Genomic DNA, 24,595 nt, shown 5'->3' with positions numbered 1-24,595 from the left:
CGAGACTACCGGGCACCACCGACAACCTTCGCCGTGCGGTCAGGAGACCAGCGCCGCCGCTTCGGCGACCAGACCGTTCACCTTGGTGACGTGCGCCGCCGTGAACGCGTCACGCGCCCGCGCCTTCGGCAGCTCGACGTCCAGGTAGTGCTGCAGGCCCGAGTCCGGTCCGTCGAGAACGCCCTGCGCGACGGCGTTCACCTCGGGGCCCTCCGACAGCGTCTGGACCACCTTGATCCGCACGTCGGTCCGGCGGGCGAGGTACTGGCCGGTGGCCAGGAACGCGCGGACGTCGGCGACCGTGCCGTCGAGCGCCTTCTGGGCCTCCCGCTTCGTCACCCGGCCACCGGCCGCCATGATCTGGTTGACCTCGACGCGGTCGTCGGTGTCCCGGCCCGGGTAGTCACCGGTGCGCAGCAGCGCGGCGACACCGGCGTACGGGCCGGCGAGCGCGTCACGAGCCGCCTGGCGCAGGCCCGGGCGGGCGTTCGGATCCGCCGCGATCGCCGAGACGGCGGCGCGGTCGTCGGACTCCTGCGCGACGGCGAGACCGCTGCGCACGAACGTGACGACGTCGTCGTCCGAGCCGCTCAGCGCGGCACGGGCGGCGTTCTTGACCGCGGCACCGCCGTTGCGCAGCAGGTAGACGGACGCCTTGCGGCCGTTCGGCACGGTCAGCGCCGGGTCGGCCGCGTCGGCGAGCAGCTTGTCGTTGTCCGTCTTGGCCTGCGCGGCACGAGCGGCGGCCTCACTGGCCTGCTGCTGCGCGGCCGCCTCGGCAGCCGCCGCGTCCCGGCCGGCCTGCTGGTTCTGGCCCTGCTGGACGACGAGCCGGTCGGCGTTCGCCTTCCGCGCGTCCGCGGCGAGCTGCGCGGCCTTGTCCGCGGCGAGCTTCACGTCCTGGGGCCGGTTTCCGGCCGCGGCCGCCTTGGCCGCGTCGAGCTGCTCCTGGACCGCGGTGACTTCGGCGTCGTAGTTCGCGGCGACCTGCCGCCACAGCGACAGGAAGTTCCGGACGTCCTCGGGCGTGCCGTCGAGCGCCGTCTGGGCGGCTGCGTTGACCTCCGGGCCGCCGGCGGCCATGGCCTGGCCGGTCGCGATCCGGTCGTCGATGTCCTTCGCCTGCTGCAGGCCGGTCTCCAAGAAGGCCCGCACGTCCTCGGGGGTGCCGTTGTCGAGCACCTCCGCGCCCCGTTCGTTGACGACCCGGCCGCCGACGTCCATGGCCTGGCTGACAGCGATCCGGTCGTCCGCGCTCCGGGCCAGCGGCAGGCCGTTCGCCAGGTATTCGCGGATGTCTTCCTGGGTACCGCTGAGCGCCCGCTGGGCGGTGCGCTTGGTGATCGGGCCGCCGTTGGTGAGGGCCTGGGTGACGAGGACCCGCTCGTCGTCGTTCTGCGCCTGCCGGCGGCCGGTGGCCAGGAAGGCGGCCAGGTCGGCCGGCGAGCCCAGCAACGCCGCTTGGGCGGCCCGCGCCACGCCGGGACCGCCGGTCTCCAGCAGCGAAACGGCCTGCGCCCGGTCGGGCAGTTCGTCCGCGGCCGCGGGTGTCGCGAAGATCCCGGCGGCGAGCGCGGCGGCAACGATTACTGCGTTTGCACGCAAGTGAAACCCCCTCGATCGATGATCGTCCGTTCCCATATCGCCCGAGGTGTCGGAATGTTTCCGATAACCTCGGATTTCGTGAGCCGAACGCGGAAGACCGGTCCGCAGGCCGGGCGGTACCCGGTGCGGTTCGGCACGGCGGAGCTGGTCCGCGACGCCGACCGCGGCAACGCCTGGCTGGTGTCGGTGGACGGCGTCGCGCAGTCGTACGTCGACCTCGACGACCCCGCGCACCTGGAGTTCGACTACGTCCGCCGGTTCGGGGACGTGGTGGACCGGCTGCCACCGGGCCCGCTGGACGCGCTCCACGTCGGCGGGGCGGCGTGCACGCTGCCGCGGTACGTCGCGGCGGCGCGGCCGGGCTCGCGGCAGCTGGTGTTCGACGCCGACGGCGAGCTGGTGGAGCTGGTCCGCGCGCAGCTGGGGCTGCGGGTGCCGGGCCTGCGCGTCCGGGTGACGGACGGCCGCGAAGGCCTCGCGACGCGCCGGGACGATTCGGCGGACCTCGTGGTGGTCGACGCGTTCGAGCGGGCCACGCTGGCCGGCGGCCTGGCGACGCTGGAGGCGACGACGGCGATCGCGGGCATCCTGCGCGCCCCCGGGGTCTACCTGGCGAACATCACGGACGGGTCGGGCCTGCCGTTCGCCCGCCGGTTCCTGGCGACGCTGCTCGAGGTGTTCCCGGAGGTGCTGCTGCTGGCGGACCCGGGAGTGCTGCGCGGCCGCCGGTTCGGCAACCTGGTGCTGGCGGCCTCGGCAACCGCGCTCCCGACGGCGGAGATAGCCCGCCGAACGGCCTCGGCGGCCTTCCCGGCGCGCTGCTTGCACGGCGCCGAGCTGCGGAAACTGGCGGGGAGAGCGGCCCCGATCACGGACGCGGACGCCCCTCCACCCCCGAAGCCGCCTGACGACGTGCTGGGGCTGTTCTGAGGCATAAGGGGACCCCGCGCACCCGCCAGAGCCTGCTTATCCTTGCTGCCTTCCGGCCCTGGGGAGGTTCACAGGGTGGACGCCGCGCGGGGTCCGTGGATCAGTGTAGCCGCCGAGAACTCTCGGTGGCCCACAGGGCCCCGGTCAGGCGCCCGCGCCCGCCTGGGCCCGCGCCCGCTTGAACGTGTTGTGCAGCACCGCCAGCAGCGCGTCCCGCACCGAAAGCTTCTGCCGCGCGTCGAACGTGATCAGCGGGACGTCCTCGCTCACCGCGAGTGCCCAGCGCACGTCCTCGAGGTTGTGGCCCAGTGATCCGTCGAACATGTTCACCGCCACCACGAACGGCAGGCCCGCGTTCTCGAAGTAGTCGACGGCCGGGTAGCAGTCGTCCATGCGGCGGGTGTCCACGATCACCAGCGCGCCCAGTGCGCCGTGGACCAGGTCCTGCCACATGAAGCCGAAGCGGTCCTGGCCCGGCGTGCCGAACAGGTACAGCTTGACCTCGTCGTCGATCGTGATGCAGCCGAAGTCCAGTGCCACCGTCGTCGTGGTCTTGGCCGGGACGTGTCCCGTGCTGTCCACCTGGGCCGCGACCGAGGTGATCGCCGCCTCGGTCGTGAGGGGCTTGATCTCCGAGATGGACGACACCGCCGTCGTCTTGCCGACGCCGAAGCCGCCCGCGATGACGATCTTGACCGGGGCCGGCGGCCGGGCGCCCGGTTCAGTGAATGGCTTCGAGTCCACGAATGACCCTTTCGATCATGCCGAGGTCGTGCTTGTTGTGGGTGCCCGGGCGCCGGACGACGACGTAACCCAGCTCGGCGAGGTCGGCCACCAGCACCCTGGCCACCCCGATGTGGAGGCCGAGCATGGCGGCCACCTCGGCGACCGACATCGTGTTCCGGCAGAGGGAAACGATTTCCTGGCGTTCGAACGTGAGCTTCGGGTGCGACGCTGCACCGAGGCGGGACGTCATGACCTGCGCCTCGATCTCGAGGCTCTGGTCGACCGGCTGGGCGCGCCCCGAGGTCATCAGGTACGGCCGCAGCAGCGAAGGCTCCTCGGTCATCACTCCCCCTAGCTGCCGACGGTGTTCTTAAGCTCCTCGATGAGCCCGGGCGTAAGAACTTCAGTGGCGCGGTTGGCGAACATCGCCATCTCGTAGGCGATCGTGCCGAGGCTGGCCTGCTTGTTGGCCAGCACACCCAGCGAGCAGCCGATGCTGATCGTGCAGACGAGCAGGTAGCCGTGCTCGAGCTCGATGATCACCTTGTCCGGCGAGCCGAGCGGGTGGCTTTCGGAGACGCCGTGGGCGAGGCCGAGCATGGCGGAGGAGATCGCGGCGAGACGGTCGGCGTTGGAGCGCTCGAGCTCCGTCGACATCGCGATCAGCAGGCCGTCGGCCGAGACCGCGATGGCGGCTATCGCGCCCGCGGTGTGCTGCGCGAAGCGGCTCACCAGCCAGTTGAAGTTCTGGGCTTCAACACTGACGCCAGGTGCGGGGATGCTCATTTCCTGCTCTCTTCTCCTCGTTCCATCACACGACCGGCGACCACACCTTGGGGCGGGCTGTCTGCCGTAACGTCCTCCGCCTTCGCGAGGCCGGCGGAGAACGCGTCGAACGCCGCTCGTTCGGCCGCCGGGTCCCGCTTGGTGCGGTTGACGACGGCGCGGGCGAGCGGCCGCCCCGCGGACTGCTTGCGCAGGCCCGGGGCGAGCTGGGCACCGGGGACACGGCGCATCAGGCCGTCGCGCGACTGCGCGGCGGCCGTGAACGGGGCCGTGGGCACCGGTGAGGCGCCAACGGGGGCGCGGACCGGGAGAGGTGACACGGGTTCGGTCACGACGGTGGGCGGCGCGGGCGGCAGGTCGGCCGTCAGCGCGCTGACCTCGGCGGCCTTCGGGAAGGCGGCGGTGGCCGGCGGGCCGGCTTCGGCGGCCTTCGCGAAGGCACTGGCGAAGCCGTCCATCGCGGCCTTGGTCGCTTCCGGGTCGTGCCGCGGCTTGGTGTCGGCCGACGACGCGGACGTGCCTGGGCTGGGCAGCTGGGCGCCGCGGACCCGCCGGCGCAGACCGCCGCGGGACTCCTCCGACGACGACGCCGATTCCGGCTCCGGCACCGCCGCGGCCGCCGCCTCCGGCTCTTCGGCGGGCTTGGCGTCGGGCTCGGCGTCCGGCCACACCGGTTCCAGTTCGCGGAACCAGCGGAAGCCGTTGCCGTGGCCGAGCAGCGCCGGGATCGCCGGCGCCGGCAGTTCGGCGGGCCGGTCGGGTTCGAAAGCCGGCGGCCGGAAGGCGTCCACAGTGGACGAAGGGGGCAGGGGGGCCGGCGCGGCGTGCCGCGGCGACGACGCGATCGGCGGCGCGGCCTGTGCCGGGATCACCGGCGCCGGCTCGGACTTCGGCCGCAGCTCGGTGCGGTGGGTGAACAGCGACGCCGGGATTTTCAGCCGCGCGGTCACGCCGCCGGTGGTCGGCGTCGCCAGCAGCTCGACGCCCAGCTCGTGGCGCCGCGCCAGGCGGCCGACCACGAACAGGCCGAGCACACTGGTCGGCGCGAGCTCCAGCCGTTCGCGCTCGACGAGCCGCTGGTTTTCTTCGGCCAGCTTCTCCGCGGTCATGCCGATGCCGTGGTCGACGATGCTCACCAGGCAGGCGCCGTCGGCGAGCTGCATGGTGTCCACCTCGACCATCGAGCCCGGTGGCGAGAACGACGTCGCGTTCTCCAGCAGCTCGGCGAAGACGAGCACCAGGTCGGCGCCGAGGGCCGACGACAGCAGGATGTCGGCGACGACCCCGAGCTTGACGCGCTGGTAGTCCTCGATCTCGGCGAGCGCCGAGCGCAGCGCCGTGGACAGCTCGATCGGGCCGGCGATCCGGGTTTCGTCACGGGTGCCGGACACCACGAGCAGGTTGTCGGCGTTCCGGCGCAGGCGGGTGGAGAGGTGGTCGAGCCGGTAGAGGCTGGCCAGCAGCCGGGTGTCCTGCTCGTTGCGCTCGACCTCGTCGATCAGGGCGAGCTGGCGGCCGACGAGGTTCTGCGTGCGCTTCGCGACGTTCGCGAACATCAGGCTCGTGTTGCGCCGGGTGAGCGCCTGGCGTTCGACCAGCTCGGCCGCGGTGGTCTGGACCCGGTTGAACGCGGCGGCCAGCTTGCCCAGCTCGTCTTCGGAGACGACGTCGATGGTGGCCAGGCGCGGGACCTGCTCCTCGGCCTCTTCGGTGTCGGTCACGCGGACCAGCTCGGTGCCGGCGAGGTCGGCGACCGACGTCGCCGCGGTGGTCAGCTGGCGCAGCGGGCCGGCGATCGAGCGGGACACCGCGACGGCGAGGAAGGCGACCAGCAGGAACAGCGCGCCGGCGCCGAGGCCGACCGCCCAGGCCAGCTGCGTCGAGCTGTCGGCGCGCTCGGTCGCGGAGTCGGTGATCTCGTTGATCGCCCGCTCCTGCACGAGCCTCCGCTGGCCGGCGTGGGTGTCCCCGGCGGTGAGCACGTCCGCGACGTACTTCGTGGTGGCCGCCGCGTCGCGGGGCTTGTCGACCTCGGCGGCGAGTTCGTCGACGCGCCGCCCGGCGTCGCTCTGCTCGATCCGGACGACCTGGGCGGAGCGCTGGGCGTCGTCACCGTCGTCGCCCTGCTTGACGAACCGGTCGATGAAGATCGGCGCCTGCTGGGTCGCGTCGTCCAAAATGGACCGGCCGGCCTGCGGCGATACCGCGGTCACGATGAGGGCCATCGCGCGCAGCGAGTTCTCCTCGTTCGCCCGCAGCAGCGCGTCCAGCGCGGTCAGCTCTCGTGCGCCCTCGGCGTCACTGGTGAGCTGCGGGACCAGCCGCAGCGAGTCGATCACGGCGTCGATCACGGCGTTGTAGGTACGCGCGACGCTGTCGAGCGCGACACCGCGGCGGACGGCGTTCTGCCGCAGCTCGGCGAGCGAGCCGATCCGGGTCAGCGCCGCGGAAAGCTCGTCGGGCGCGTCGTCGCCCAGCGATCCGCGGACGTCCGCGACCGTCTGGTCGACCACCTTCTGCTGCTGGACCATCTGGTCGGGACTCGCCGACGGCGTCGCCACGAACGCGCCCGTCAGCAGCCGTTCGCGCTGCAGCTGCCACATCAGCCCGCCGAGCTGCTGGGCGTGCCGCGCCACGGCGGCCGACTGCCTCGCCGCACCGGCGCTGTTCGCCTGCGTCAGCACGAACGGCACCGACACCAGCACCACCGCGACCAGCGGGGGCAGGAGCAGCAGGTTCAGCTTGCCGCGAATCCCGAGCCGGGCGAGAAAACCGCCGCCGGCCTGTTTCGCGGTCGGCCTGCCGTGTCTCATCCCGCGACCTTCCCGTCTTCCGTTCTCACTCGACCGCGGCCACCCGGCTCACGTGGCCCCGGTGCTGCTCCCGGACCAGGTCCTCGATCCGGGCGCGCAGCGCGAGGAACCGCGGTTCGCGCTTCACCGCCAAGTCGCGCTCGGCGGGCAGCGCCACCTCGACGTCGGCGGCGATCCGGCCCGGGTCGGAGGCGAGCACCACCACCCGGCCGCCCAGGAACACCGCTTCCTCGACGTCGTGGGTGACCATCAGCACCGTGGTGCCGGTGTCGGCCCACACCTGGCGGATCAGCACCTGCATGTCCTCTTTGGTCTGGACGTCCAGGGCGCCGAAGGGTTCGTCCAGCAGCAGAACTTCCGGCTCGCACGCCAGCGCGCGGGCGATCGCGACGCGCTGCTTCTGGCCGCCGGAAAGCTGCCTCGGCAGCGACTTGCGCACGCCGTCGAGGCCGGTCTCGGCGAGGTACCAGTTCACCCGCTCGGCGCGCTCGGCCGGGTCGAGCGAGAGCAGTTCGAGCCCGAACGCGACGTTCTTCTCGACACTGCGCCAGGGGTAGAGCGCGCCGGCCTGGAAGACGAGCCCGCGGTCGGGCCCGGGCCCGGTCACCGGCACGCCGTCGAGCGCGATCTCGCCTTCGGTCGGCCGGCTGAGCCCGGCCACCAGCGAAAGCAGCGTCGACTTGCCCGAGCCGCTCGCGCCGACGACGCAGACGAACTCGCCGCGCAGCACTTCGAGGTCGACGCCGTCGAGGGCGCGCGTGACCTTGCCGCGGACGGTGTAGTCCTTGGCGACGTTCCGCAGTTCCAGCGTCATGCCGCCCACTTCCCGACCCGCGTGCGCAGCAGGCGCAGCAGGACGTCGATTCCGAGCCCGGCGATCCCGATGACCACGAGCACCGCGAAGATCTTGTCGGTCTGCAGGAACCGCTGCGCGCGGACGATCCGGTAGCCGAGGCCGGCCGAGGAGTTGATCAGCTCGGCGACGACCACGAAGTTCCACGCCGCGGCGGCGTTGACCCGGATCGCGTCGATCATGCCCGGCAGCGAGTGCGGCACGACGATCTTGCGCAGCACCTCGCCGCGGCGCGCGCCGAGTGTGTAGGAGACGTCGATGAGCGAGTTCGGCACGCCGCGGACGACGTCGGCGGTCATCAGTGTGTTGAAGAACACCGTGCCGATGAAGAGGATGGCGATCTTCGACGGCTCGCCGAGGCCGAGCCAGATGATCAGCAGCGGGATGAACGCGCTCGCCGGCAGGTAGCGCAGCAGCCCGATCAGCGGCTCGAAGAACGCCTGCCCGGCGGTGAAGGTGCCCATCAGGATGCCGAGCGGCACCGAGACGAGCACGGCGAGGCCGAAGCCCTCGAGCACCCGGAGGGTGGTCGTTCCGAGGTCGTCGAAGAGCTCACCGGTACCCGCCATGTCGGCGCCGGCTTTGAGGACCGCGACCGGGGACGGCAGGAACGTCGAGTCGACGGCCCCGCCGGCGCTCAGCGCGATCCACGCGAGCAGCGGGATCGCGAACGACAGCGACGCCAGTGTCCAGCGCGCCGCCGCGGAAATGGGGGTGCGCAGGGAGAACAGCGGCGAAGCGGACGGCTTCAGCCCGGCCCGGCGGGGCAGCGGCGACCAGTTCGGCCGTCCGCCGCCCGCCCGGCCTGCCTCCTGCTGTTCGGCGAGCCGCTGCTCCGCTTCCTGTGCCTCGGCGGCCTGCGCCTCGGCGGTGCTCGCCGGGGTGGTGCGCTGGGTGGGACCGGTCACTGGGGCGCGGCCTTCACGAACTGGTCTTCGAACAGGCCGTCGAGCGACGGCCGCTGCTGGGCGAGCCCGGTGCTGACGATGAAGTCGATGATCTTGTTCGCCTGGAAGTCGAGGTGCTGCGCGGTGACGCCCGGCGTGAACGCGTCGATGTTCTGCTGCCGCGTGAAGATCGTGGTGCCGGCGTCGTAGGTCTTGTAGTCCGCTTCGGACACGCCACCGCGCTTGGCCATGATCTTGACGGCCGCGTCCTTGTTGTTCTTGATCCAGGTCAGCGTCTCGAACCAGGTGTTGACCAGCGCCTGCACGTCCTTCGGGTGATCCTTGACCAGCTTCTGCGACGTGACGAGGTGGTCCGGGATGGCGCCGGGGAACTCCGCCGACGAGGAGATCGCGCGGCTGCCCGGGCGCTCCAGCGCCGTCGAGGTGAACGGCGCGAACGCGGCGACCGCGTCGACCTGGCCGCTCTTGAACGCGGCGGCCGCGGCGTCGGTCGGGAGGTTGACGAGCTGGATGTCCTTTTCGGTCAGGTTCGCCGACTGCAGCGCCAGCAGCAGCAGGTAGTGGTCGACCAGGCCCTGCTCGACGGCGACCTTCTTGCCCTTGAGGTCGGCGATGCTGGTGATCCCGTCCCGCGCGATGATCTTGTCGTTGCCGGTGGAGTTGTCGTTCACCAGCACGATCGACAGCTTGGCGCCGCCGGAGACCGACGACAGCGTGTCGTTGAGGGTCTGGCTGTTGGCGTCGATCGCCCCGCTGGAGAGGGCGTTGATGCTGTCGGTGTAGTTGTCGAAGTACTTGAGGTCGACGTTGACGCCGTTCTTGGCGAACAAGCCCTGTTCCTGCGCCACCTGCCAGGGGAACCAGCCCGGCCAGGCGCTGAACCCGATGGTGATCTTGCTTCCGCTGCCGGAGGCGGAGCTGTCGCTGCACCCCGAGAGCGCGGTGACCCCGGCCAGGGTCAGCAAAGTCAGGAGCACCGTCAGCAGACGGGGGCGAGGACGGGAAATCACAACGAACTCCAGGTTGCGGGGGAAGTGGAGTGGTGCGTACCGAAAGGGGGAATTGCGGCGCTCGGGGGCTACGGGTGGTGACGGTGCTGATAACGGGAAGGTCGATCGGTTCGAGCTGCGCTGCCGCGCACGGTCATCGCTGCTCACTTCCGCCGCACCTGATCGGGTCATCGTGAGAGAAGGCGGACAGGAGGCGCCTACTACCAGTGAAATCCCAGCACTCAGCGCACCGGATCAGCCACCCCTGTCCCTCTCCCGGCGGAGAGCCTAGCGACTAGCACAAGATCCCCACAACGTCCGCTCTTTACAGCCAAAAGAGTGACCTCTGCCTGGGTCAGACAGTGCTATAGGGGTCTTCCATGATCGTCTTGAAACGGGTTTCTGTCGGCCGCCCGGCCAAGATTGCGCCATGCGTGTGCACGGAGCACGTGCAAGCGCACGCGCCGAAGCGATTGGCCGTTACAACAACTTCGTTGCGTATCGATCTTGTGACGCACAGCGAAACAGTGGATCCGAACGGTCGTTTGGAATGACCCGGCCACGCTCCGGAAATTCGAACACCTGTCCGCATCCGCCGATACCGCACCGGTCCGGATTACGCCGAACGATTCTCGGACTGTTAACACGCTTGAAACAATTCAACCCCAGGCGCGGAATTTCGATCAAACGATAGATTTAGTCAGGTCGTAAACGGTCGTGCCGCCGACCGTGCGCGTGGCGAAGTTCTGCTCGACCCAGGCCTGGATCTCCCCGGCGGTCCCGCGGCCGCCGCCGAAGCCGCCGCGGCCACCGGCGACGTAGTAGTGGATGTCGCCGTCGGCGACGTACTGCCGGAACTGCTGCAGCGTCGGCGCCGGGTCGCTGCCGCTGAAGCCGCCGATCGCGAGCACCGGCCGTCCGCTCGCCAGCGCCAGGCCCGCCGACTGCATCGCGCCGCTCTGCGCCGCGGCCCACTTCGTCGTCGTGCCCTTCAGCAGGTCGATCAGCGCGCTGTCGGCCTCCCGCACCCCGAAGCCGCGCGGGCCGCCGAAGCCGCGTCCACTGGCGACGGCCGGGCCGGACGACGGCGTCCCGCCGGAATGCGCGGTCGCGGCCGTGGCCAGCGTGAAGGACGTCGTCCCGAGCAGCGCGCCGCAGAGGCCGACCACGGCCACGACCGGGCCGAGCCGCCGGACCCGGTCGGCGCCGAAGAGCAGCCCCGCGACCGCGGCGGCGCCGGAGACCAGGAGCGCGTAGCGGACCCACGGCTGCCACTCCGGCGTCCGGGCCAGGAGGACGAAGGCCCAGACCGCCGTCACCGCGAGCATCACGGCGAGCACCGCGCGCGCCGCGAAGTTCCCCCGGCCGCGCCAGAGCTCGCGCGCGGAGACCGCCGGCGTCGCGGCGATCCCCGGGGCCAGCGCGACCGTGTAGTACGGGTGGATGATGCCGCTCATGTAGCTGAACACCAGCGCCGAGACCACCAGCCAGCCGCCCCACAGCAGCAATGCCGCCCGCGTGCGGTCGGTGCGGGGCGCCCGGCGCGTGAACCACAGGCCGGCGACCAGCCCGATGACCGCGGCCGGCAGCAGCCACGACGCTTCGCCGCCGAACTCGCCGGAGAAGAGCCGCGTAAGGCCGGCCTGGCCGCCGAAGCCGCCCCGGCCGCCCGCGGGCAGCTCCACCCCGGCGGGCGGGGTGAACGTCCGGCCGCCCCCGCCTCCGCCGCGGCCTTCGCCGAAGATCCGGCCGAGGCCGTTGTAGCCGAAGGCCAGTTCGAGCACGGTGTTGTCGGTCGAGCCGCTGATGTAGGGCCGGTCCGCGACGGGCCAGAGTGCGACGGCCGCGATCCACCACCCGGCGGAGACGACCACCGCGCCGGCCGCGGCGCACAACTGGCCGATCCGGCGGCCGGGCGACGTCGGGGCCGCGACGGCGTAGACCAGCACGAACGCGGGCAGCACGAGGAAGGCCTGCAGCATCTTGTCGAGGAACCCGAACCCGATCGCGACCCCGGCGAGCACCAGCCACTTCGTGCTGGCGTGCTCCAGCGCCCGCACCACGCAGTAGCCGCCCGCGACGAGGAGCAGGACGAGGAAGGCATCGGGGTTGTCGTAGCGGAACATCAGCGCGGCGACCGGCGTCAGCGCGAGCCCGGCCCCGGCCAGCAACCCGGCACCGGGCCCCGAAAGCCGCCGCACGGCCAGGTAGAGCAGGCCGACGGACGCCACCCCGGCGAGCGCGTCCGGCACGAGCAGGCTCCAGCTGGAGAAACCGAAGAGCCGACCGGACAACCCCATGATCCACAGCGAAAACGGCGGTTTGTCGACGGTGACGACGTTGCCCGGATCGAGCGAGCCGAAGAACAGCGCCTTCCAGCTCCACGTCCCGGCCTGCACGGCCATCGCGTAGAAGTCGTTGCCCCAGCCGGTTTTCGCCAGGTCCCACAGGTAGAGCAGGCCGGTCCCGAGCAGCAGGGCGGCCACGGAAGGCTTGACCCACCGGGGTTCCCGGACGCGGGCGGGCGGCTGGGGCTGGGCGTGCGCGGGCGCCGTCAGCGTGGTCGTCATGACGGTCACCGTGTCGGCGGCGCATGTGGTGAACTTGTGGCGAAGCTGTGCGTCAGCTGTGCATCGGCCCCGGACGGGTGATCACCGCGGCGCCGGCGCCTCCGGGAACGTGATCTCGAACTCCGTCCGCCCTGGCCGGCTCTGCACCCCGACCCGGCCGCCGTGCGCGGCCACCACGGCCGCCACGATCGCCAGCCCCAGGCCCGTGCTCCCGGCCGCACGGGAGCGGGAATTGTCGCCGCGGGCGAAGCGCTCGAAGATGTCCGGGAGGATCTCCGGCGGGATTCCCGGGCCGTCGTCGGCGACCCGGAGCCGGACGATTCCGTCCGAAGTGGACAATGCGGTCGTCACCGTGGTGCCCGGTGGGGTGTGCGTGCGGGCGTTGGCGAGCACGTTGATCACCACCTGGTGCAGCTGGCCGGCGTCGCCGAGGACGCCGATCGGCTCGCCCGGGACGTCCATCAGCCACTTGTGGTCCGGGCCCGCCACGTGCGCGTCCGCGACCGCGTCGGCCACCAGCCGGCACAGGTCCACCCATTCGGGCACCACCGGCCGCCCGGAATCCAGGCGGGCGAGCAGCAGCAGGTCCTCCACCAGCGTCGTCATCCGGCGCGACTCGGACTCGACGCGGCTCATCGCGAACGCGACGTCCGGGGGCACCTGCTCACCGCCGCGGCGGGTCAGCTCGGCGTAGCCGCGGATCGCCGCCAGCGGGGTGCGCAGCTCGTGGCTGGCGTCCGCGACGAACTGGCGGACGCGGTTCTCGCTCGCGTGCCGGGCGGACAGCGCGTTCGCGACGTGCTGCAGCATCCGGTTCAGCGCCGAGCCGACCTTGCCCACCTCGGTGTTCGGGTCGGTGTCGGCCTCGGGGACGCGCTCGGACAGCGCGACCTCACCGCGGTCCAGCGGCAGCTCCGAGACGCGCGTCGCGGTCGCGGCCAGCCGGTCGAGCGGCTGCATCGTGCGCCGGATCGTCGCCGCGCCGACCGCGCCCGCCACCACGATCCCGGCGAGCGCGACGCCGCCGAGGATGAACCCGAGCTGCCAGAGCGTCTCGTTGACGTCCTTCAGCGGCAGGCCGATGACCGTCTTTTCCCCGCGGGGCGCCGTCGTCGAGACGACGCGGTACTCGCCGAGGTTGCCGCCGAGGTCGACGCTGCGCGGCTTCCCGTCCGACGGCATGCCCAGCAGCGTCAACGTCTGGTCCGTGGTGATGTGCCGGTACCCCGCCTTTCGCTTCGACGGCGTGTACACGCTGGAATCGAGGACGGCCGCCTGCGCCTTCGAGCCGATCTGGACCACGGCGAGCGTGCCGTCGCCCTGGCCGAGCACGCGCAGCGGATCCGGCGGCGGCGCTTCGCCGTAGGGCCATGGCGGCGGCCGTTCGCCGACGTGCGACGCGCGGTCGCTCGCCGCGGCCAGCCGCTTGTCCTGCTGGCCGACGAGGAACTCGCTCAGCGCGAACTCCGTCACCACGCCGACGACCACGCACACCAGGGCGAGCAGCGCGGCGAGCTGGACGATCAGCCGTCGTCGCAGCGACCACGGCCGGCGGGCGCGCTTCGGTTCAGCCTGCGGGCTTGAGGACATACCCGGCGCCCCGCATGGTGTGGATCATCGGCTCGCGGTCGGCGTCGATCTTCTTGCGCAGGTAGGAGATGTAGAGCTCGACGATGTTGGCCTGGCCGCCGAAGTCGTAGCTCCACACGCGGTCCAGGATCTGGGCCTTCGACAGCACCCGCTTCGGGTTGCGCATGAGGTAGCGCAGCAGCTCGAACTCGGTCGCGGTGAGCGGCACGAGGTCGCCGCCGCGGTGCACCTCGCGGCTGTCCTCGTCGAGGGTGAGGTCGCCGACGACCAGCGTCGACCCGCTCGCGCCGGTCACCCCGCCGGCCCGGCGCAGCAGCGCGCGCAGGCGCAGCGCCACCTCTTCGAGGCTGAACGGCTTGGTGACGTAGTCGTCGCCGCCCGCGGTGAGCCCGGCGATGCGGTCTTCGACCGCGTCCTTCGCCGTCAGGAACAGCACCGGCAGGTGCGGCGCCTCGGACCGCATCCGGCGCAGCACCTCCAGCCCGCTGAAGTCGGGGAGCATGACGTCGAGGACGACGGCGTCGGGGCGGAAGTCGCGCGCGATCCGGACGGCCTCGGTGCCGTCGCCCGCGCTGCGCACCTCCCAGCCCTCCATCCGCAGGGCCATCGACACGAGCTCGGCCAGCGTCGCCTCGTCGTCGACGACGAGGACCCGGACCGGGCTCCCGTCGGCGCGGCGCAGGTCGGCCTTGCCAGGGCCCGGTGACGTGGCGTTCATAGCGGTCATAGTGCCACCTTCCCGGCCCGGCGTCGGTGGTCGCTGTGTGATCGCTGTGCATTTGCTGTGAAGGTTCGCGCGATCGAGGCACAGCGCTAACTGACGTTCTGCACAGCGCACACACAGCCGCGGCGGCGAACCTGAGCTGGACCAGTGTGGGCCCCACCGGAGGACACGATGACGACCGAGCCGATGCCGAACACCCAGCCCGAGGGCGCCAACTGGGGCGACCCCGCCCCGGCCGCGCCGAAGAAGGGCTGGTCCGGCAAGAAGACGGCGATCGCGGCCGGCATCGCCGTGGTGATCGCGGCGGGCGGCGGCGCGGCGATCTGGGCGGGCACCAGCAGCGCCGACAACAACTCGGCCCAGGGCCCCGGCGGCTTCGGCGGCCCGGGCGGCCCCGGCGGCGGCCAGTTCCGCGGCCAAGGGCCGGGCGGTGGCTTCGGCGGCGGAATGGCGGCGTTGCGCGACGCCCTCCACGGCGACTTCGTGGTGTCGGACGGCAACGGCGGCTACACGACCGAACGCCTGCAGACGGGCGACGTGACCGAGCTGAGCGCGACGTCGGTGACGCTGACCAGCAAGGACGGCTACAAGCAGACGTACACGCTCGACTCGTCGACCCAGAAGACCGGCGACGTGAAGACGGGCGACACGAACGTGACGGTGGTGGCCAAGGTCGACGGCCAGGCCGCCACGGCGACCTCGCTGGGCAAGGGCTTCGAGCCGGGCCAGCGCCAGCCGGGCCAGCGCCGCGGCGGCAGCTACCCCGCCCGCCCGACGAACTGACCCGAGCGCCGTCCCCTCGAGCAGGGAACGCCCCGGTGCCGCGCACCCCCTCACGCCGCATCGGGGCGTTCTCGTTCCCCGGCCTCCGCCGGATCGCCCAGGAGGCCCCGCCACGAGTTCGTGCCGGCCGAGCGGTCCGCCTAAGCTGGGCCGATGAGGCAGTGGATCACCCTGGCGGTCGGAGTCGTGCTCGTGCTCGTCGGCGCCGTCTGGGTGCTGCAGGGCATCGGCGTCATCACCGGCAGCTTCATGACCGGGCAGAAGCTGTGGTTCCTCATCGGGCTCGCCGCGTTCCTGGCCGGCGTGGTGCTGGCCGCGGCCAACCTGAAGCGGCGGTGACGGCCGGGGGCTCCGCCACCCGGACCCCCCGAAAAGCGCGAACGACAACCGGGGCTCCGCCCCGGGCCGGGGGCTCCGCCACCCGGACCCCCCGAAAAGCGCAAATCTACTTCGTGAAGATCTCGAAGATCGGGTAGCCCGGCGCGATCTCGCGCAGCTTCTCGTCCGAGGCCTTGGCGTCGACGCCGTCGAAGAACACGCCGACCTCGAACTTCCAGCGCTTGAGGTAGGCGCGCAGGATGCCCGGCTTTTCGTCGTGGGCCAGCTCGCGGAAGGTGAACGTCTCGACGCGGCGCCCGACCCGCAGCGTGCCCTGGCCGGCCGCCCGCAGGTTGCGCACCCACTGCGTCTCGCCGCGCGGGGCGACGAGGTAGCGGACGCCGTCGACGGTCAGCAGGTTCACCGGCACCGAGCGGGGCTCGCCGCTCTTGCGGCCGACGACGGTCAGCACCCGGCTGCCCCAGACGCTCACGCCCAGGTTCGTCAGCTTCGCGACCACCTCGTTGAAGACGCTGGTGGACTTGCGGGGCTTGATGTAGCGGGTGTCGCTCATGGTGTCCTCCGAAGCTCGGGAGAGCAGTGCTCTCGGTTAAGAGCAGTGAACACCAGAGCGGTGCACGCCGTCAAGAGCAGTGCTCTCTATTTTGTGCACCGCTCCAGTCATGGCACACTGATCTCATGACCGCCACCCGCACCGCACGCGACCGTGCCCGCGCCGAACTGACCCAGGAGATCAAGGACGAAGCCCGCCGCCAGCTCGCCGAGGTCGGCGCACACGGGCTCTCGCTGCGCGCGGTGGCCCGGGAGCTGGGCATGGTGTCGTCCGCGATCTACCGGTACTTCCCGAGCCGCGACCGGCTGCTCACCGACCTGATCGTCGACGCCTACAACGCCATCGGCGAAGCGGCCGAGACCGCGGATCCGGGCACCGGCGACCTGCGCGACCGATGGCTGGCGATCTGGCAGGGCACCCGCGACTGGGCCCGCGCGCACCCCCACGAGTACGCGCTGATCTACGGCTCGCCGATCCCCGGGTACGCGGCGCCGCAGGACACCGTCGTGCCCGCCTCCCGCGTCGCGCTCGCCCTGGTCAAGGTCCTCACCCACACCGAGCTGCGGGCGGTCGACGGCGAAGTCCCGCCCGAGCTGCGCGCCCAGGCCGAGACGCTCACGAAGCTCCTCGGGATCATCGCGGGCCCCGAAACCGTGGCCCGGCTGCTCATGGCGTGGACCCAGCTGTTCGGCGCGATCAGCTTCGAGCTGTTCGGGCAGTACGTCGGCAGCGTCGACCCGGCCGACGCGTTCTTCGCCCACTCGGCGAGGCGGATGGCGGAGTTCGTCGGCCTCTAGGCTGAGCGGGAGTCCAACGGCGGAAGGCGGGCACGACGTGACGGGGTGGGCCGGGAAGGTCGGCAGGATCCGGGTGATCGGCACCGGGGTGATGGGCCGCGGGATCGTCCAGCTGGCCGCGACCGCGGGGGTGACCGTCGAGCTCGCGGACGTCCGGCGCGAAGCCGTCACCGAGGCGATCGAGTACGTCGGCGGGATGATCGACAAGCTCGCCGCCAAGGGCAAACTCACCGGTGACCCGCAGGCGGTGAAGGACCGGCTGGTCGCCGTGGCGGCCCCGGACGCGCCCGCGGACGGGGTCGACCTCGTGGTCGAAGCCGTCCGGGAGGACCTCGCGACGAAACGCGCCCTGTTCGCCGGCCTCGAGCGGGTCTGTCCACAGGAGACGGTCTTCGCGACGAACACGAGCTCGCTGTCGGTCACCGAGATCGCCGCCGAGCTGGCCGACCCCGGCCGGCTCGTCGGCCTGCACTTCTTCAACCCGGTGCCGCTGATGCGGCTGGTCGAGGTGGTCCCGGGCGCGCGCACGCACGACTGGCTCCCCGGCCAGGCGCTCGAGCTGGTCAAGAGCTGGGGCCACGAGCCGGTGCTGGCGAAGGACGCCCCCGGCTTCCTGGTCAACCACGCCGGCCGCGGCCTGAACACCGAGGCGCTGCAGATCCTCGCCGAGGCGCTGGCCGAGCCCGCCGACGTCGACCGCATCGCCCGGGACGTCCTCGGCCTCAAGCTCGGCCCGTTCGAGCTGCTCGACCTCACCGGCCTCGACGTCTCGCACGCTGTCCTGGAAAGCATCTGGAGCGGCTTCCACGGCGACCCGCGGCTGCGGCCGTCGTGGCTGACCCGCCCGCGCGTGGCCGCCGGGTTGTTCGGGCGCAAGAACGGCGAAGGCTTCTACTCCTACGCCGACGGCAAGCAGCAGGTCGCCGACGAGCCCGCCGCCCCGCCGAAGCCGTCGAGCCCGGTGTTCACCGCGGACGACCACCTCGCCCGCGCGCTGTCGTCGGCGGGCGTGCAGGTGGTGTCCGACGCCTACCCGGACGCGATCCTGCTCGTGCCGCTCTACGGCGAATCCACAGTGGACGCCGCGACCCGGGCCGGGCTGCCGCTGGACCGCGTCGCCGGCGTCGATCCGCTGGGCGGTTACGAACGCCGGCTGACGATGTCCGTCCACCCGGGACTCGACCCGGCGGCGGGCCGCGCCGCGTGGGGCGCGCTGGCCGCGACCGGCCGCCCGGTGACGGTCGTCCGCGACGGGCCCGCCCCGATCGCGCAGCGCCTGCTGGCGTCGATCGTCAACACGGCCTGCTTCATCGCGGGCCAGCACCTGGCCACCCCGCCGGACATCGACACGGCTGTCCGCCTCGGCCTCGGCTACCCGCGCGGCCCGCTGGCGTGGGGTGACCTCGTCGGCGGCGACGTGGTGCTGCGCATCCTGCACGGCCTCACCGCGGCCACCGGCGACCCCCGCTACCGGCCGAGCCCGTGGCTCACCGAGCGCGTCGCGCTCGGCCTGCCGTTGACGTCGGCCGGGACGACCCCGGCCGACCTGCGAACGTCCTGAGAGGACCTAACGGACGACCTGGACTTCGTCGCCCTTGTCCAGGGTGTTGAAGAACTTCAGCGACGCCGCGTTCGAGAGGTGCACGCAGCCGGCCGAGTACCTGCCGAGGCTGCCCTCGTGGAACGCGATGCCGCCGGGGGCGAAGAAGACCGAGTTCGGCATCGGCGCACCGTCGAACTCGGTGCTGAGGTGCATCTTTTCCTTGTACTGCACCTGAAAGGTGCCCACCGGAGTCGGCTCTTCCTTCTTGCCCGGCAACATCTTCACCGGGCCGTACACGATCTTGCCTTCGTCGAGCAGCCAAGCCTGCTTGCCCGAAAGGGACACACAGGCCTTCGCGGTGATCTTGCACGGAACCCCCGCCGCCATCACGGGCTTCGCCGGAGTCGTCTTGGCCGGCGCCGTCTTGGTCGTGGCCGGCGCGCTCTTGGTCGTGACCGGAGCCGAGGTCGTCTCCGGAGCCGGAGCCGACGGGGCGGACGTCGACGGGGGCGACGACGGCGTGCCGGCCGCCAGCCGGACGTCCGCCGTCCCGCCCGCCGAGCAGGCGGTCAGCACGGCCGCCGCCGCCAAAGTGGACAGAGCAGCCAGAACGCGCCGCACGCGCATGTGGTCCCCCAGAAGTTCGTGGTTCCTGCTTTCTGCCACCCAAGACGTGCGGTGGTGGCCGGAGGTTGATCGGGCGGGAAAAATCTTCGTGGCGGGTCACCAGCGGCGGTCCCGGGGCCCGGCGGAGCTGTAGGTGATGTAGCCGCCCTCGAAGTCGCTGCGCCACCCGCCGCCCGTCACGTACTCGTCCGACTTCGGGTAGTGCAGGTAGGAGTACTCCCAGCCGAGCGCCGCCCAGCGCTTCCGGATCTCGCCCTTCACCATGTGGGCGCCCGTGGCCCACGTGTAGTAGATCGAGCCGCCGGCGGTGAAGTGGTTGTACCGGCCGCGGCCGTCCGGCGTGCCGAGCTCGTCGGTCGTCGGGTACCCGAGACCGCGCTCGTAGTCGAGCGCCGCCCACTTCTTCCGGATCTCCCCGAAGACCGCGTGCGCACCCGTCGAATTCGTGTAGTAGATCGAGCCGACGGTGCCGTCCTTGACGAAGTGGTTGTACCGGGCCACCCCGTCCGGTGTCCCCAGCTCATCGGTCGTCGGGTAGCCGATCCCACGCTCGTAGTCCAGCGCCGCCCACCGCTTCCGGATCTCCCCGAAGATCACGTGCGCACCCGTCCACGGCGTGTAATAAATCGAACCCACCGTGCCGTCCTTGACGAAGTGGTTGTACCGAGCCGCCCCATCCGGCGTCCCCAGCTCGTCCGTCGTCGGATAGCCGATCCCACGCTCGTAGTCCAGCTCCGCCCACTTCCTCCGGATCTCCCCGAAGACCAGGTGCACGCCGGTCGCCGCCGTGTAGTAGATCGACCCCACGGTGCCGTTGATGAGGGTGTGGTTGTACTGGGCCGTTCCGTCCGGCGTCGTCAGCGTGTCGGACAACGGCGGGCCGAGGAAGACGTGCCCGTTGTAGGCGAGGTACTTGTCCAGCGCGGGGCCGGTGAGGTACCGGGTGCCGGTTTCGGCGCTCCAGTACATCCGGCCGTTCGCGTAGACCCGGTAGTGGACCGGACCGTCGGCGATCTCGCCTGTCGTCGGTGCGCCGAGTGTCGCCCGAACCGCCGCGTCGGCGTCGTAGCGCTGGTCGATCGGGGTCGTGTAGTTCGCGGTCAGCGTCAGGTCGGTCGTGCCGACCGTGACCACCCAGGTCGGGTCCGCCGGGCCGCCCTGCCAGCCGGAGAACTTCGAAGCGCCGTCGGTGGCCAGCGGCGCGGCCTCGACGTCGAAGGAAGCGCCTTCGGTGACCATGGCCGAACTGACCCCGCCCGCCACCGGGATGCTCAGCGCCGCGGGTTGCGTGCCGCGCAGGGTGATCCGGTGCTGCCGCGGCATCGCCGTGTACGTCTTGGCCGTGGAGACACCCGCGCTGTCGGTCACCGTCGCGGTGAACTCCATCCGGGAGTCCGGGTGCCCGGTGAACGCCTGCGAGAAGCTCGCCCCGGTCCCGCCGATGCCCGGGTGCGAGTGGCACGTCGCTTCGCTCGGGCAGTGGCGCACCGCCGTGGTCCAGGTGATCGGCAGGGCGCCGTCCTCGGCGTCGGTCGCGGTGGCGCGCACGGTGACCGGCTGGTTCACGGCGAACGTCGTGGCCCCGGGCGAAATCAGCGTGAGCACCGGCGTGCGGTTGCCGGGCGCGACCGCGATGGCGGTTTCGCCGGTGAGCCCGAGCGGGTCCTGGACCCGGAGCTTCGCGGTGAACGACGCGGTGCCCGCCGGGTAGGCGTGCGAAACCTTCGGCCCGGCGTCGGCGGCGGTGGTCCCGTCACCGAAGTCCCAGTCGTACCTGAGCTCGTCGTTGTCGTAGTCGACCGAAGCCGTGCCGTCGAACGACACCGTGCGGGTGTCCGGGTTCGTCGACGTCGTCGCGTTGGCCACCGGAGCGGTGTTGCCGCCGGGGTAGCTCAGGCGGCGGAGGTTGCCGGACAGGATGTCGGCGTAGACGATGTCGCCGTTCGGCGCCGCCGCGAACTTCACCGGGCCGCCGATGCCGGCGAAGACCGGCGGGTTTTCCGGGGCCTGGGTCAGCCTGCCCTGGTCGTCGTACCGCAGCGTCCAGATCCGGTTCGCCACGTAGTCGCCGAAGAAGTACGAGCCGCGGTAGGCCGCCGGGTAGCTGGTTCCACTGTAGACAATGCCGCCGGTGATGCTGTTGGCCGTCATCACCCCGTCGCCGTGCGGGAGCTCGTACAGCGGCGGCTGGTTCGGCACGCCGGCGCACCCGCCGAGCGCGCTGTAGCCCGGCGTCTGGTGGTTGCCCTCCCAGCACGGCCAGCCCTGGTTGGCGCCGCGCTGGACGACGTCGAGCTCTTCCCAGCCGCCCCAGCCGACGTCGCCGGCGACCGGCAGGCCGAGGCTCGGGTCGATGCTGAAGCGGAACGGGTTCCGGAACCCGCGCGCGAACACCTTGCTCGCGGTCGAGCCCGGGTCGGCCGCGTCGTAGTAGGGGTTGCCCGGCACACCCTGGCCGTCGGCGGTCAGGTGGAGGATCTTGCCGTAGGGCTGGTTGACGTCCTGGGCGCGCAGCGCGCCCGGGTCCGTCATCCGGTAGTCGCTGTCGTCGCCGACGGACAGCCACAGCGTCCCGTCCGCGGCGGCGAGGACGGTGTCGATGCCGTGGACGTTGAAGGTGCCCGGCGCTTCGAACACGGTCCGCTCACCGGTCAGGCCGGTCGGCGCGCCCGCCTCGTCGGCGGTCACGGTGAACCGCGACAGCCGCATGACGAAGCCGCCGGAGGTGTTGATCGACCGCGTCAGGTAGACGGCCCGCGAGGTGGCGTAGTCCGGCGCCACGGCCAGCCCGACGAGGCCGAGGTCCCCGTCGCTGTGCACCGGCAGCGTGGCGACGGTCCGGGCGGCACCGCTGACCGGCAGCCAGCGGACGCGGCCGCCCTTGCCGGTGGCCAGGACGGAGTTGTCCGGCAGGTATGCGAAGTCCGTCAGCTGGTACGGCCCCAGCCCGGAGTCGGTGTCCCGGAGCACGAACCCGGGCGGGAGGGTCGCCGCCGCGGCCACTCCCGTGGCGACAACGGGCAGCAACGCCCCGGTCAAGAGCGCCGTCAGCAGCAGGCGAAGCGTCCGCAAGGCCATTTGGCCCCCCTTCCCATGCGACCGTTTGTCGCAAGATCAGGGGGGGCCAGTTGCACCAACCGGGAATATTTGATCTTAATGTGACCTAAGCCACGTGACAGAGCGTAGTGACTTACGGGACGACCTGCACGACGTCACCGACGTGCAGCGTGTTGAAGAACTTGAGGGACGCGCCCGCCGACAGGTGGATGCAGCCGTGGGAGTACACCGAGAGGCTGCCCGTGTGGAAGGCGTCGCCGGGGTAGAAGAACACCGAGTTCGGCATCGGCGCGTTGTCGAACTGCTTCGACAGGTGCATCTTCTCCTTGGAGAGGACGTGGAACGTGCCGGTCGGGGTCTCGTAGCCCTTGCGGCCCGGCAGCATCGGCACCGGACCGTAGCTGACCTTGCCGCCCTCCAGCAGCCACGCCTTGTGCGCGGAGATGTCGACGCAGGCGGCGGTGCCCGGGGACGCGGCCGCCGCGGCGCACGGGACGCCCGGGTCCGGCGCGGGCGCCGGCGTCGGCTTCGGGGTCGGCTTGGGCTTCGGCTTGGCCGAGGTGGTGGTCGGCGCCGGCTTCGTGGACGCCGGGGTGGGCGTGGCCGACGACGTCGGGGTCGGCGACGCCGAGGTGGTGGTCGGCGCGGGCGTGGTGCTGGAGGTCGTCGGCGTCCCGCCGCCGGTGCCCGCGGCGACGGCTCCGCCGCCCACGTTCGAGCCGCCGGCCGAGCCCCCGCCGGAGCACGCGGCCAGCACGAACGCGGTGGCCAGTGCGGCCGCTCCCGCCAGAAGCCTCTTCACGATCCTTTACCCCCAGCTGTTCCGATCATCGCGTTTGGACACCGGTAAAGACGGCGTTCACCCGGTCGAGGTTCGTCGGCGAAGGTCACGATTTGGGTAGCTGCACCTCAACCCGGGGGTTGAGGCCGGAATCCACCCGGGTCCGGCCCGCAGACCGACGAATTCGCGCCGCGGGCCGCCGAAGCTGGGGAGACCTTTCGAACCCAGGGGAGCTCCGAAATGCCCGACGTCCTGCTCTACGCCGCCATCGCCGTCCTCGTCCTCTACCGGGTCGGCTACCGGCAGGTCCGCGGCACGCTGCTCAGCCTCAGGACGCTGGTCGTCATGCCGCTGCTGGTCACGGCGCTGGGCGGGTACCTGTCCCTGAAAGCGCTGCCCGGCGCGTCCGCGGCCGAGCTGGGCCTGCTCGCCGCCGACCTGGTGGTGCTGGCCGGGCTCGGCGTGCTGCGCAGCACCACGACCACGCTCACCGAGCGCGACGGCACGACGTTCCAGAAGGGCTCGGCCGCCACGATCTGGCTGTGGGTGCTGACGGTCGCGGTCCGGATCGCGGTGGTCGCGCTGGGTACCGCGCTCGGCGTCGCGGGCCCGCTGACCTCGGCGTCGATCGCGTTCACCCTCGGCGTCAGCATCGCGGTGCAGAACGCGACGACCTACCGGCGCATCCGGCGCCGGGGCCTGCCGCTGGCCGACCGGCGCCCGGCGGTCAGCCGCTGACGCGGCCCAGCATCCGGGCGTACATCCGGCCGGGACTGGGCACCGACGACGGCACCAGGAACCCCGGCAGCGGCGGCAGCCCGCCGACGAACCCGCCGAGCCGCTCGTAGAGCACGGCGGCGCCGGCCGGGCGGGCTTCCGGGTCCTTCGCCAGCATCGCGGCGAGCAGCGCGTTCAGCGGCTTCGGGACGCCGGTCACCGGCGGCGGCAGCTCCTTGACCTGCCGCTCGAACACCGCGTACGCGGTCGGCCCGTCGAAGAGCCGCCGCCCGGTGAGCATCTCGTGCAGCACGCACCCCAGCGCGTAGAGGTCGCTGCGCGGCTCGGCCCCGCCGCGCTGGATCTGCTCGGGCGCCATGTACGACGGCGTCCCCAGCAGCTGCCCGGCCCGCGTGAACTGCGCCGCGTCGGCTTCGCGGAGCACGGCCAGCCCGAAGTCCATCACCTTCACGCCGCCGTCCGGGCCGAGCATCAGGTTGGAGGGCTTGAGGTCGCGGTGGCAGACGGCGAGCGCGTGCGCGGCGGTCAGCACCGCGCACGCCTGCGCCGCGATCGCCGCGGCCCACGGCACCGGCAGCGGGCCGTGCTCGGCGAGCAGGTCGGCCACGGTCACGCCGTCGACGAACTGCATGACCTGGAACAACCGGTCGTCGTGGGTGCCGTAGTCGTACAGCGTCGGGACGCCGGGGTGGTCGAGCGTCGCCAGGATGCGGGCCTCGCGGGCGAAGCGGGCTTCCAGCTCTTCGTCGCGGCCCGGCAGCCTGAGCAGCTTGATCGCCACGCGGCGGCCCAGCCTGCGGTCGAACCCGCCGTGCACCGCGCCCATCCCGCCGCGGCCGAGCGGCAGTTCGTCGAGCTCGTAGCGGTCGGCGATCAGCATCCG

At 71.8% G+C, this 24,595-nt stretch carries 22 protein-coding genes and 1 other RNA gene; 6 read left to right on the top strand and 17 right to left on the bottom strand.

Features of this window, described 5'->3' with window-relative positions; all coding sequences use genetic code 11:
• Positions 1-39 precede the first annotated feature (39 nt).
• Entirely contained in the window at positions 40-1,605 is a 1,566-nt protein-coding gene (locus ACWED2_RS19700; protein ID WP_449691916.1) for an ALF repeat-containing protein, read from the bottom strand.
• 54 nt (positions 1,606-1,659) lie between these two features.
• On the opposite strand from ACWED2_RS19700, the gene ACWED2_RS19695 reads away from it, so the two are divergent.
• Entirely contained in the window at positions 1,660-2,535 is an 876-nt protein-coding gene (locus ACWED2_RS19695) for a spermidine synthase (protein WP_449691915.1), read from the top strand.
• A gap of 3 nt (positions 2,536-2,538) precedes the next feature.
• Here ACWED2_RS19695 and ffs read toward each other — a convergent pair.
• The 11 genes from ffs to ACWED2_RS19640 form a co-directional block, all read right to left on the bottom strand.
• An RNA gene (ffs, locus tag ACWED2_RS19690) (signal recognition particle sRNA small type) lies at positions 2,539-2,633 on the bottom strand.
• Positions 2,634-2,679: 46 nt separating this feature from the next.
• Positions 2,680-3,279: a GTP-binding protein gene (locus tag ACWED2_RS19685; RefSeq protein ID WP_449691914.1), complete on the bottom strand. Its 600-nt coding sequence runs from the start codon at positions 3,277-3,279 to the stop codon at positions 2,680-2,682.
• Positions 3,257-3,604 (bottom strand): DUF742 domain-containing protein, encoded by a 348-nt coding sequence (locus tag ACWED2_RS19680; RefSeq protein ID WP_449691913.1) that lies wholly within the window; start codon positions 3,602-3,604, stop codon positions 3,257-3,259. The genes ACWED2_RS19685 and ACWED2_RS19680 overlap by 23 nt, the downstream gene beginning before the upstream one ends.
• 8 nt (positions 3,605-3,612) lie before the next feature.
• Entirely contained in the window at positions 3,613-4,047 is a 435-nt protein-coding gene (locus tag ACWED2_RS19675; RefSeq protein WP_003061341.1) for a roadblock/LC7 domain-containing protein, read from the bottom strand.
• Positions 4,044-6,860, bottom strand: a complete 2,817-nt coding sequence (locus ACWED2_RS19670) for a nitrate- and nitrite sensing domain-containing protein (protein ID WP_449691912.1) — start codon at positions 6,858-6,860, stop codon at positions 4,044-4,046. The genes ACWED2_RS19675 and ACWED2_RS19670 overlap by 4 nt, the downstream gene beginning before the upstream one ends.
• 25 nt (positions 6,861-6,885) lie before the next feature.
• On the bottom strand, positions 6,886-7,674 hold the full coding sequence (locus ACWED2_RS19665) for an ABC transporter ATP-binding protein (RefSeq protein ID WP_449691911.1): 789 nt from the start codon (positions 7,672-7,674) through the stop codon (positions 6,886-6,888).
• Positions 7,671-8,621, bottom strand: coding sequence for an ABC transporter permease (locus ACWED2_RS19660; protein WP_449691910.1), 951 nt, complete (start codon positions 8,619-8,621; stop codon positions 7,671-7,673). The genes ACWED2_RS19665 and ACWED2_RS19660 overlap by 4 nt, the downstream gene beginning before the upstream one ends.
• Entirely contained in the window at positions 8,618-9,631 is a 1,014-nt protein-coding gene (locus tag ACWED2_RS19655; protein WP_449691909.1) for an ABC transporter substrate-binding protein, read from the bottom strand. Before ACWED2_RS19655 ends, ACWED2_RS19660 begins: the two co-directional genes overlap by 4 nt.
• Positions 9,632-10,293: 662 nt before the next feature.
• The gene (locus ACWED2_RS19650) at positions 10,294-12,180 is read right to left on the bottom strand and encodes a glycosyltransferase family 39 protein (RefSeq protein WP_449691908.1); all 1,887 of its coding nucleotides are present in this window, start codon (positions 12,178-12,180) and stop codon (positions 10,294-10,296) included.
• Between the two features lie 81 nt (positions 12,181-12,261).
• Complete coding sequence (locus ACWED2_RS19645) at positions 12,262-13,770, bottom strand: sensor histidine kinase (RefSeq protein WP_449691907.1); 1,509 nt, start codon at positions 13,768-13,770, stop codon at positions 12,262-12,264.
• The gene (locus ACWED2_RS19640) at positions 13,748-14,497 is read right to left on the bottom strand and encodes a response regulator transcription factor (protein WP_043776006.1); all 750 of its coding nucleotides are present in this window, start codon (positions 14,495-14,497) and stop codon (positions 13,748-13,750) included. Before ACWED2_RS19640 ends, ACWED2_RS19645 begins: the two co-directional genes overlap by 23 nt.
• A 168-nt stretch (positions 14,498-14,665) precedes the next feature.
• Here ACWED2_RS19640 and ACWED2_RS19635 point away from each other — a divergent pair, with 168 nt between their 5' ends.
• Positions 14,666-15,277: a hypothetical protein gene (locus ACWED2_RS19635; protein WP_449691906.1), complete on the top strand. Its 612-nt coding sequence runs from the start codon at positions 14,666-14,668 to the stop codon at positions 15,275-15,277.
• Between the two features lie 153 nt (positions 15,278-15,430).
• Positions 15,431-15,616, top strand: a complete 186-nt coding sequence (locus ACWED2_RS19630; RefSeq protein WP_449691905.1) for a hypothetical protein — start codon at positions 15,431-15,433, stop codon at positions 15,614-15,616.
• A gap of 106 nt (positions 15,617-15,722) precedes the next feature.
• Here ACWED2_RS19630 and ACWED2_RS19625 read toward each other — a convergent pair whose 3' ends face one another.
• Positions 15,723-16,169: a nitroreductase family deazaflavin-dependent oxidoreductase gene (locus tag ACWED2_RS19625; protein ID WP_449691904.1), complete on the bottom strand. Its 447-nt coding sequence runs from the start codon at positions 16,167-16,169 to the stop codon at positions 15,723-15,725.
• A 125-nt stretch (positions 16,170-16,294) separates the two neighbouring features.
• Between ACWED2_RS19625 and ACWED2_RS19620 the strand changes: the two genes are divergently transcribed.
• Together ACWED2_RS19620 and ACWED2_RS19615 are read left to right on the top strand one after the other, a co-directional pair.
• Positions 16,295-16,966 carry a TetR/AcrR family transcriptional regulator gene (locus ACWED2_RS19620; RefSeq protein WP_449691903.1) on the top strand — a complete coding sequence of 224 codons (672 nt, stop codon included), beginning with the start codon at positions 16,295-16,297 and terminating at the stop codon, positions 16,964-16,966.
• Between the two features lie 37 nt (positions 16,967-17,003).
• Positions 17,004-18,527 (top strand): 3-hydroxyacyl-CoA dehydrogenase, encoded by a 1,524-nt coding sequence (locus tag ACWED2_RS19615; protein ID WP_449691902.1) that lies wholly within the window; start codon positions 17,004-17,006, stop codon positions 18,525-18,527.
• Positions 18,528-18,533: 6 nt separating this feature from the next.
• Here ACWED2_RS19615 and ACWED2_RS19610 read toward each other — a convergent pair whose 3' ends face one another.
• The 3 genes from ACWED2_RS19610 to ACWED2_RS19600 form a co-directional block, all read right to left on the bottom strand.
• On the bottom strand, positions 18,534-19,136 hold the full coding sequence (locus ACWED2_RS19610) for a L,D-transpeptidase (RefSeq protein ID WP_449691901.1): 603 nt from the start codon (positions 19,134-19,136) through the stop codon (positions 18,534-18,536).
• A gap of 96 nt (positions 19,137-19,232) precedes the next feature.
• A complete protein-coding gene (locus tag ACWED2_RS19605) occupies positions 19,233-22,214 on the bottom strand; it encodes a PQQ-dependent sugar dehydrogenase (RefSeq protein ID WP_449691900.1) in 2,982 nt (993 codons plus the stop codon).
• Positions 22,215-22,326: 112 nt separating this feature from the next.
• Positions 22,327-22,995, bottom strand: coding sequence for a L,D-transpeptidase (locus tag ACWED2_RS19600; RefSeq protein ID WP_449691899.1), 669 nt, complete (start codon positions 22,993-22,995; stop codon positions 22,327-22,329).
• Between the two features lie 219 nt (positions 22,996-23,214).
• Between ACWED2_RS19600 and ACWED2_RS19595 the strand changes: the two genes are divergently transcribed.
• On the top strand, positions 23,215-23,712 hold the full coding sequence (locus ACWED2_RS19595; protein WP_449691898.1) for a hypothetical protein: 498 nt from the start codon (positions 23,215-23,217) through the stop codon (positions 23,710-23,712).
• Here the strand turns inward: ACWED2_RS19595 and ACWED2_RS19590 are convergent.
• Complete coding sequence (locus ACWED2_RS19590; RefSeq protein ID WP_449691897.1) at positions 23,702-24,592, bottom strand: serine/threonine-protein kinase; 891 nt, start codon at positions 24,590-24,592, stop codon at positions 23,702-23,704. The two genes, ACWED2_RS19595 and ACWED2_RS19590, sit on opposite strands and share 11 nt — an antisense overlap.
• Positions 24,593-24,595 lie beyond the last annotated feature (3 nt).

The organism is Amycolatopsis sp. NPDC005003 (assembly GCF_053600695.1).
Note: the sequence above shows the minus strand (reverse complement) of the source record. Positions and strands in the feature narration are given on the sequence as shown.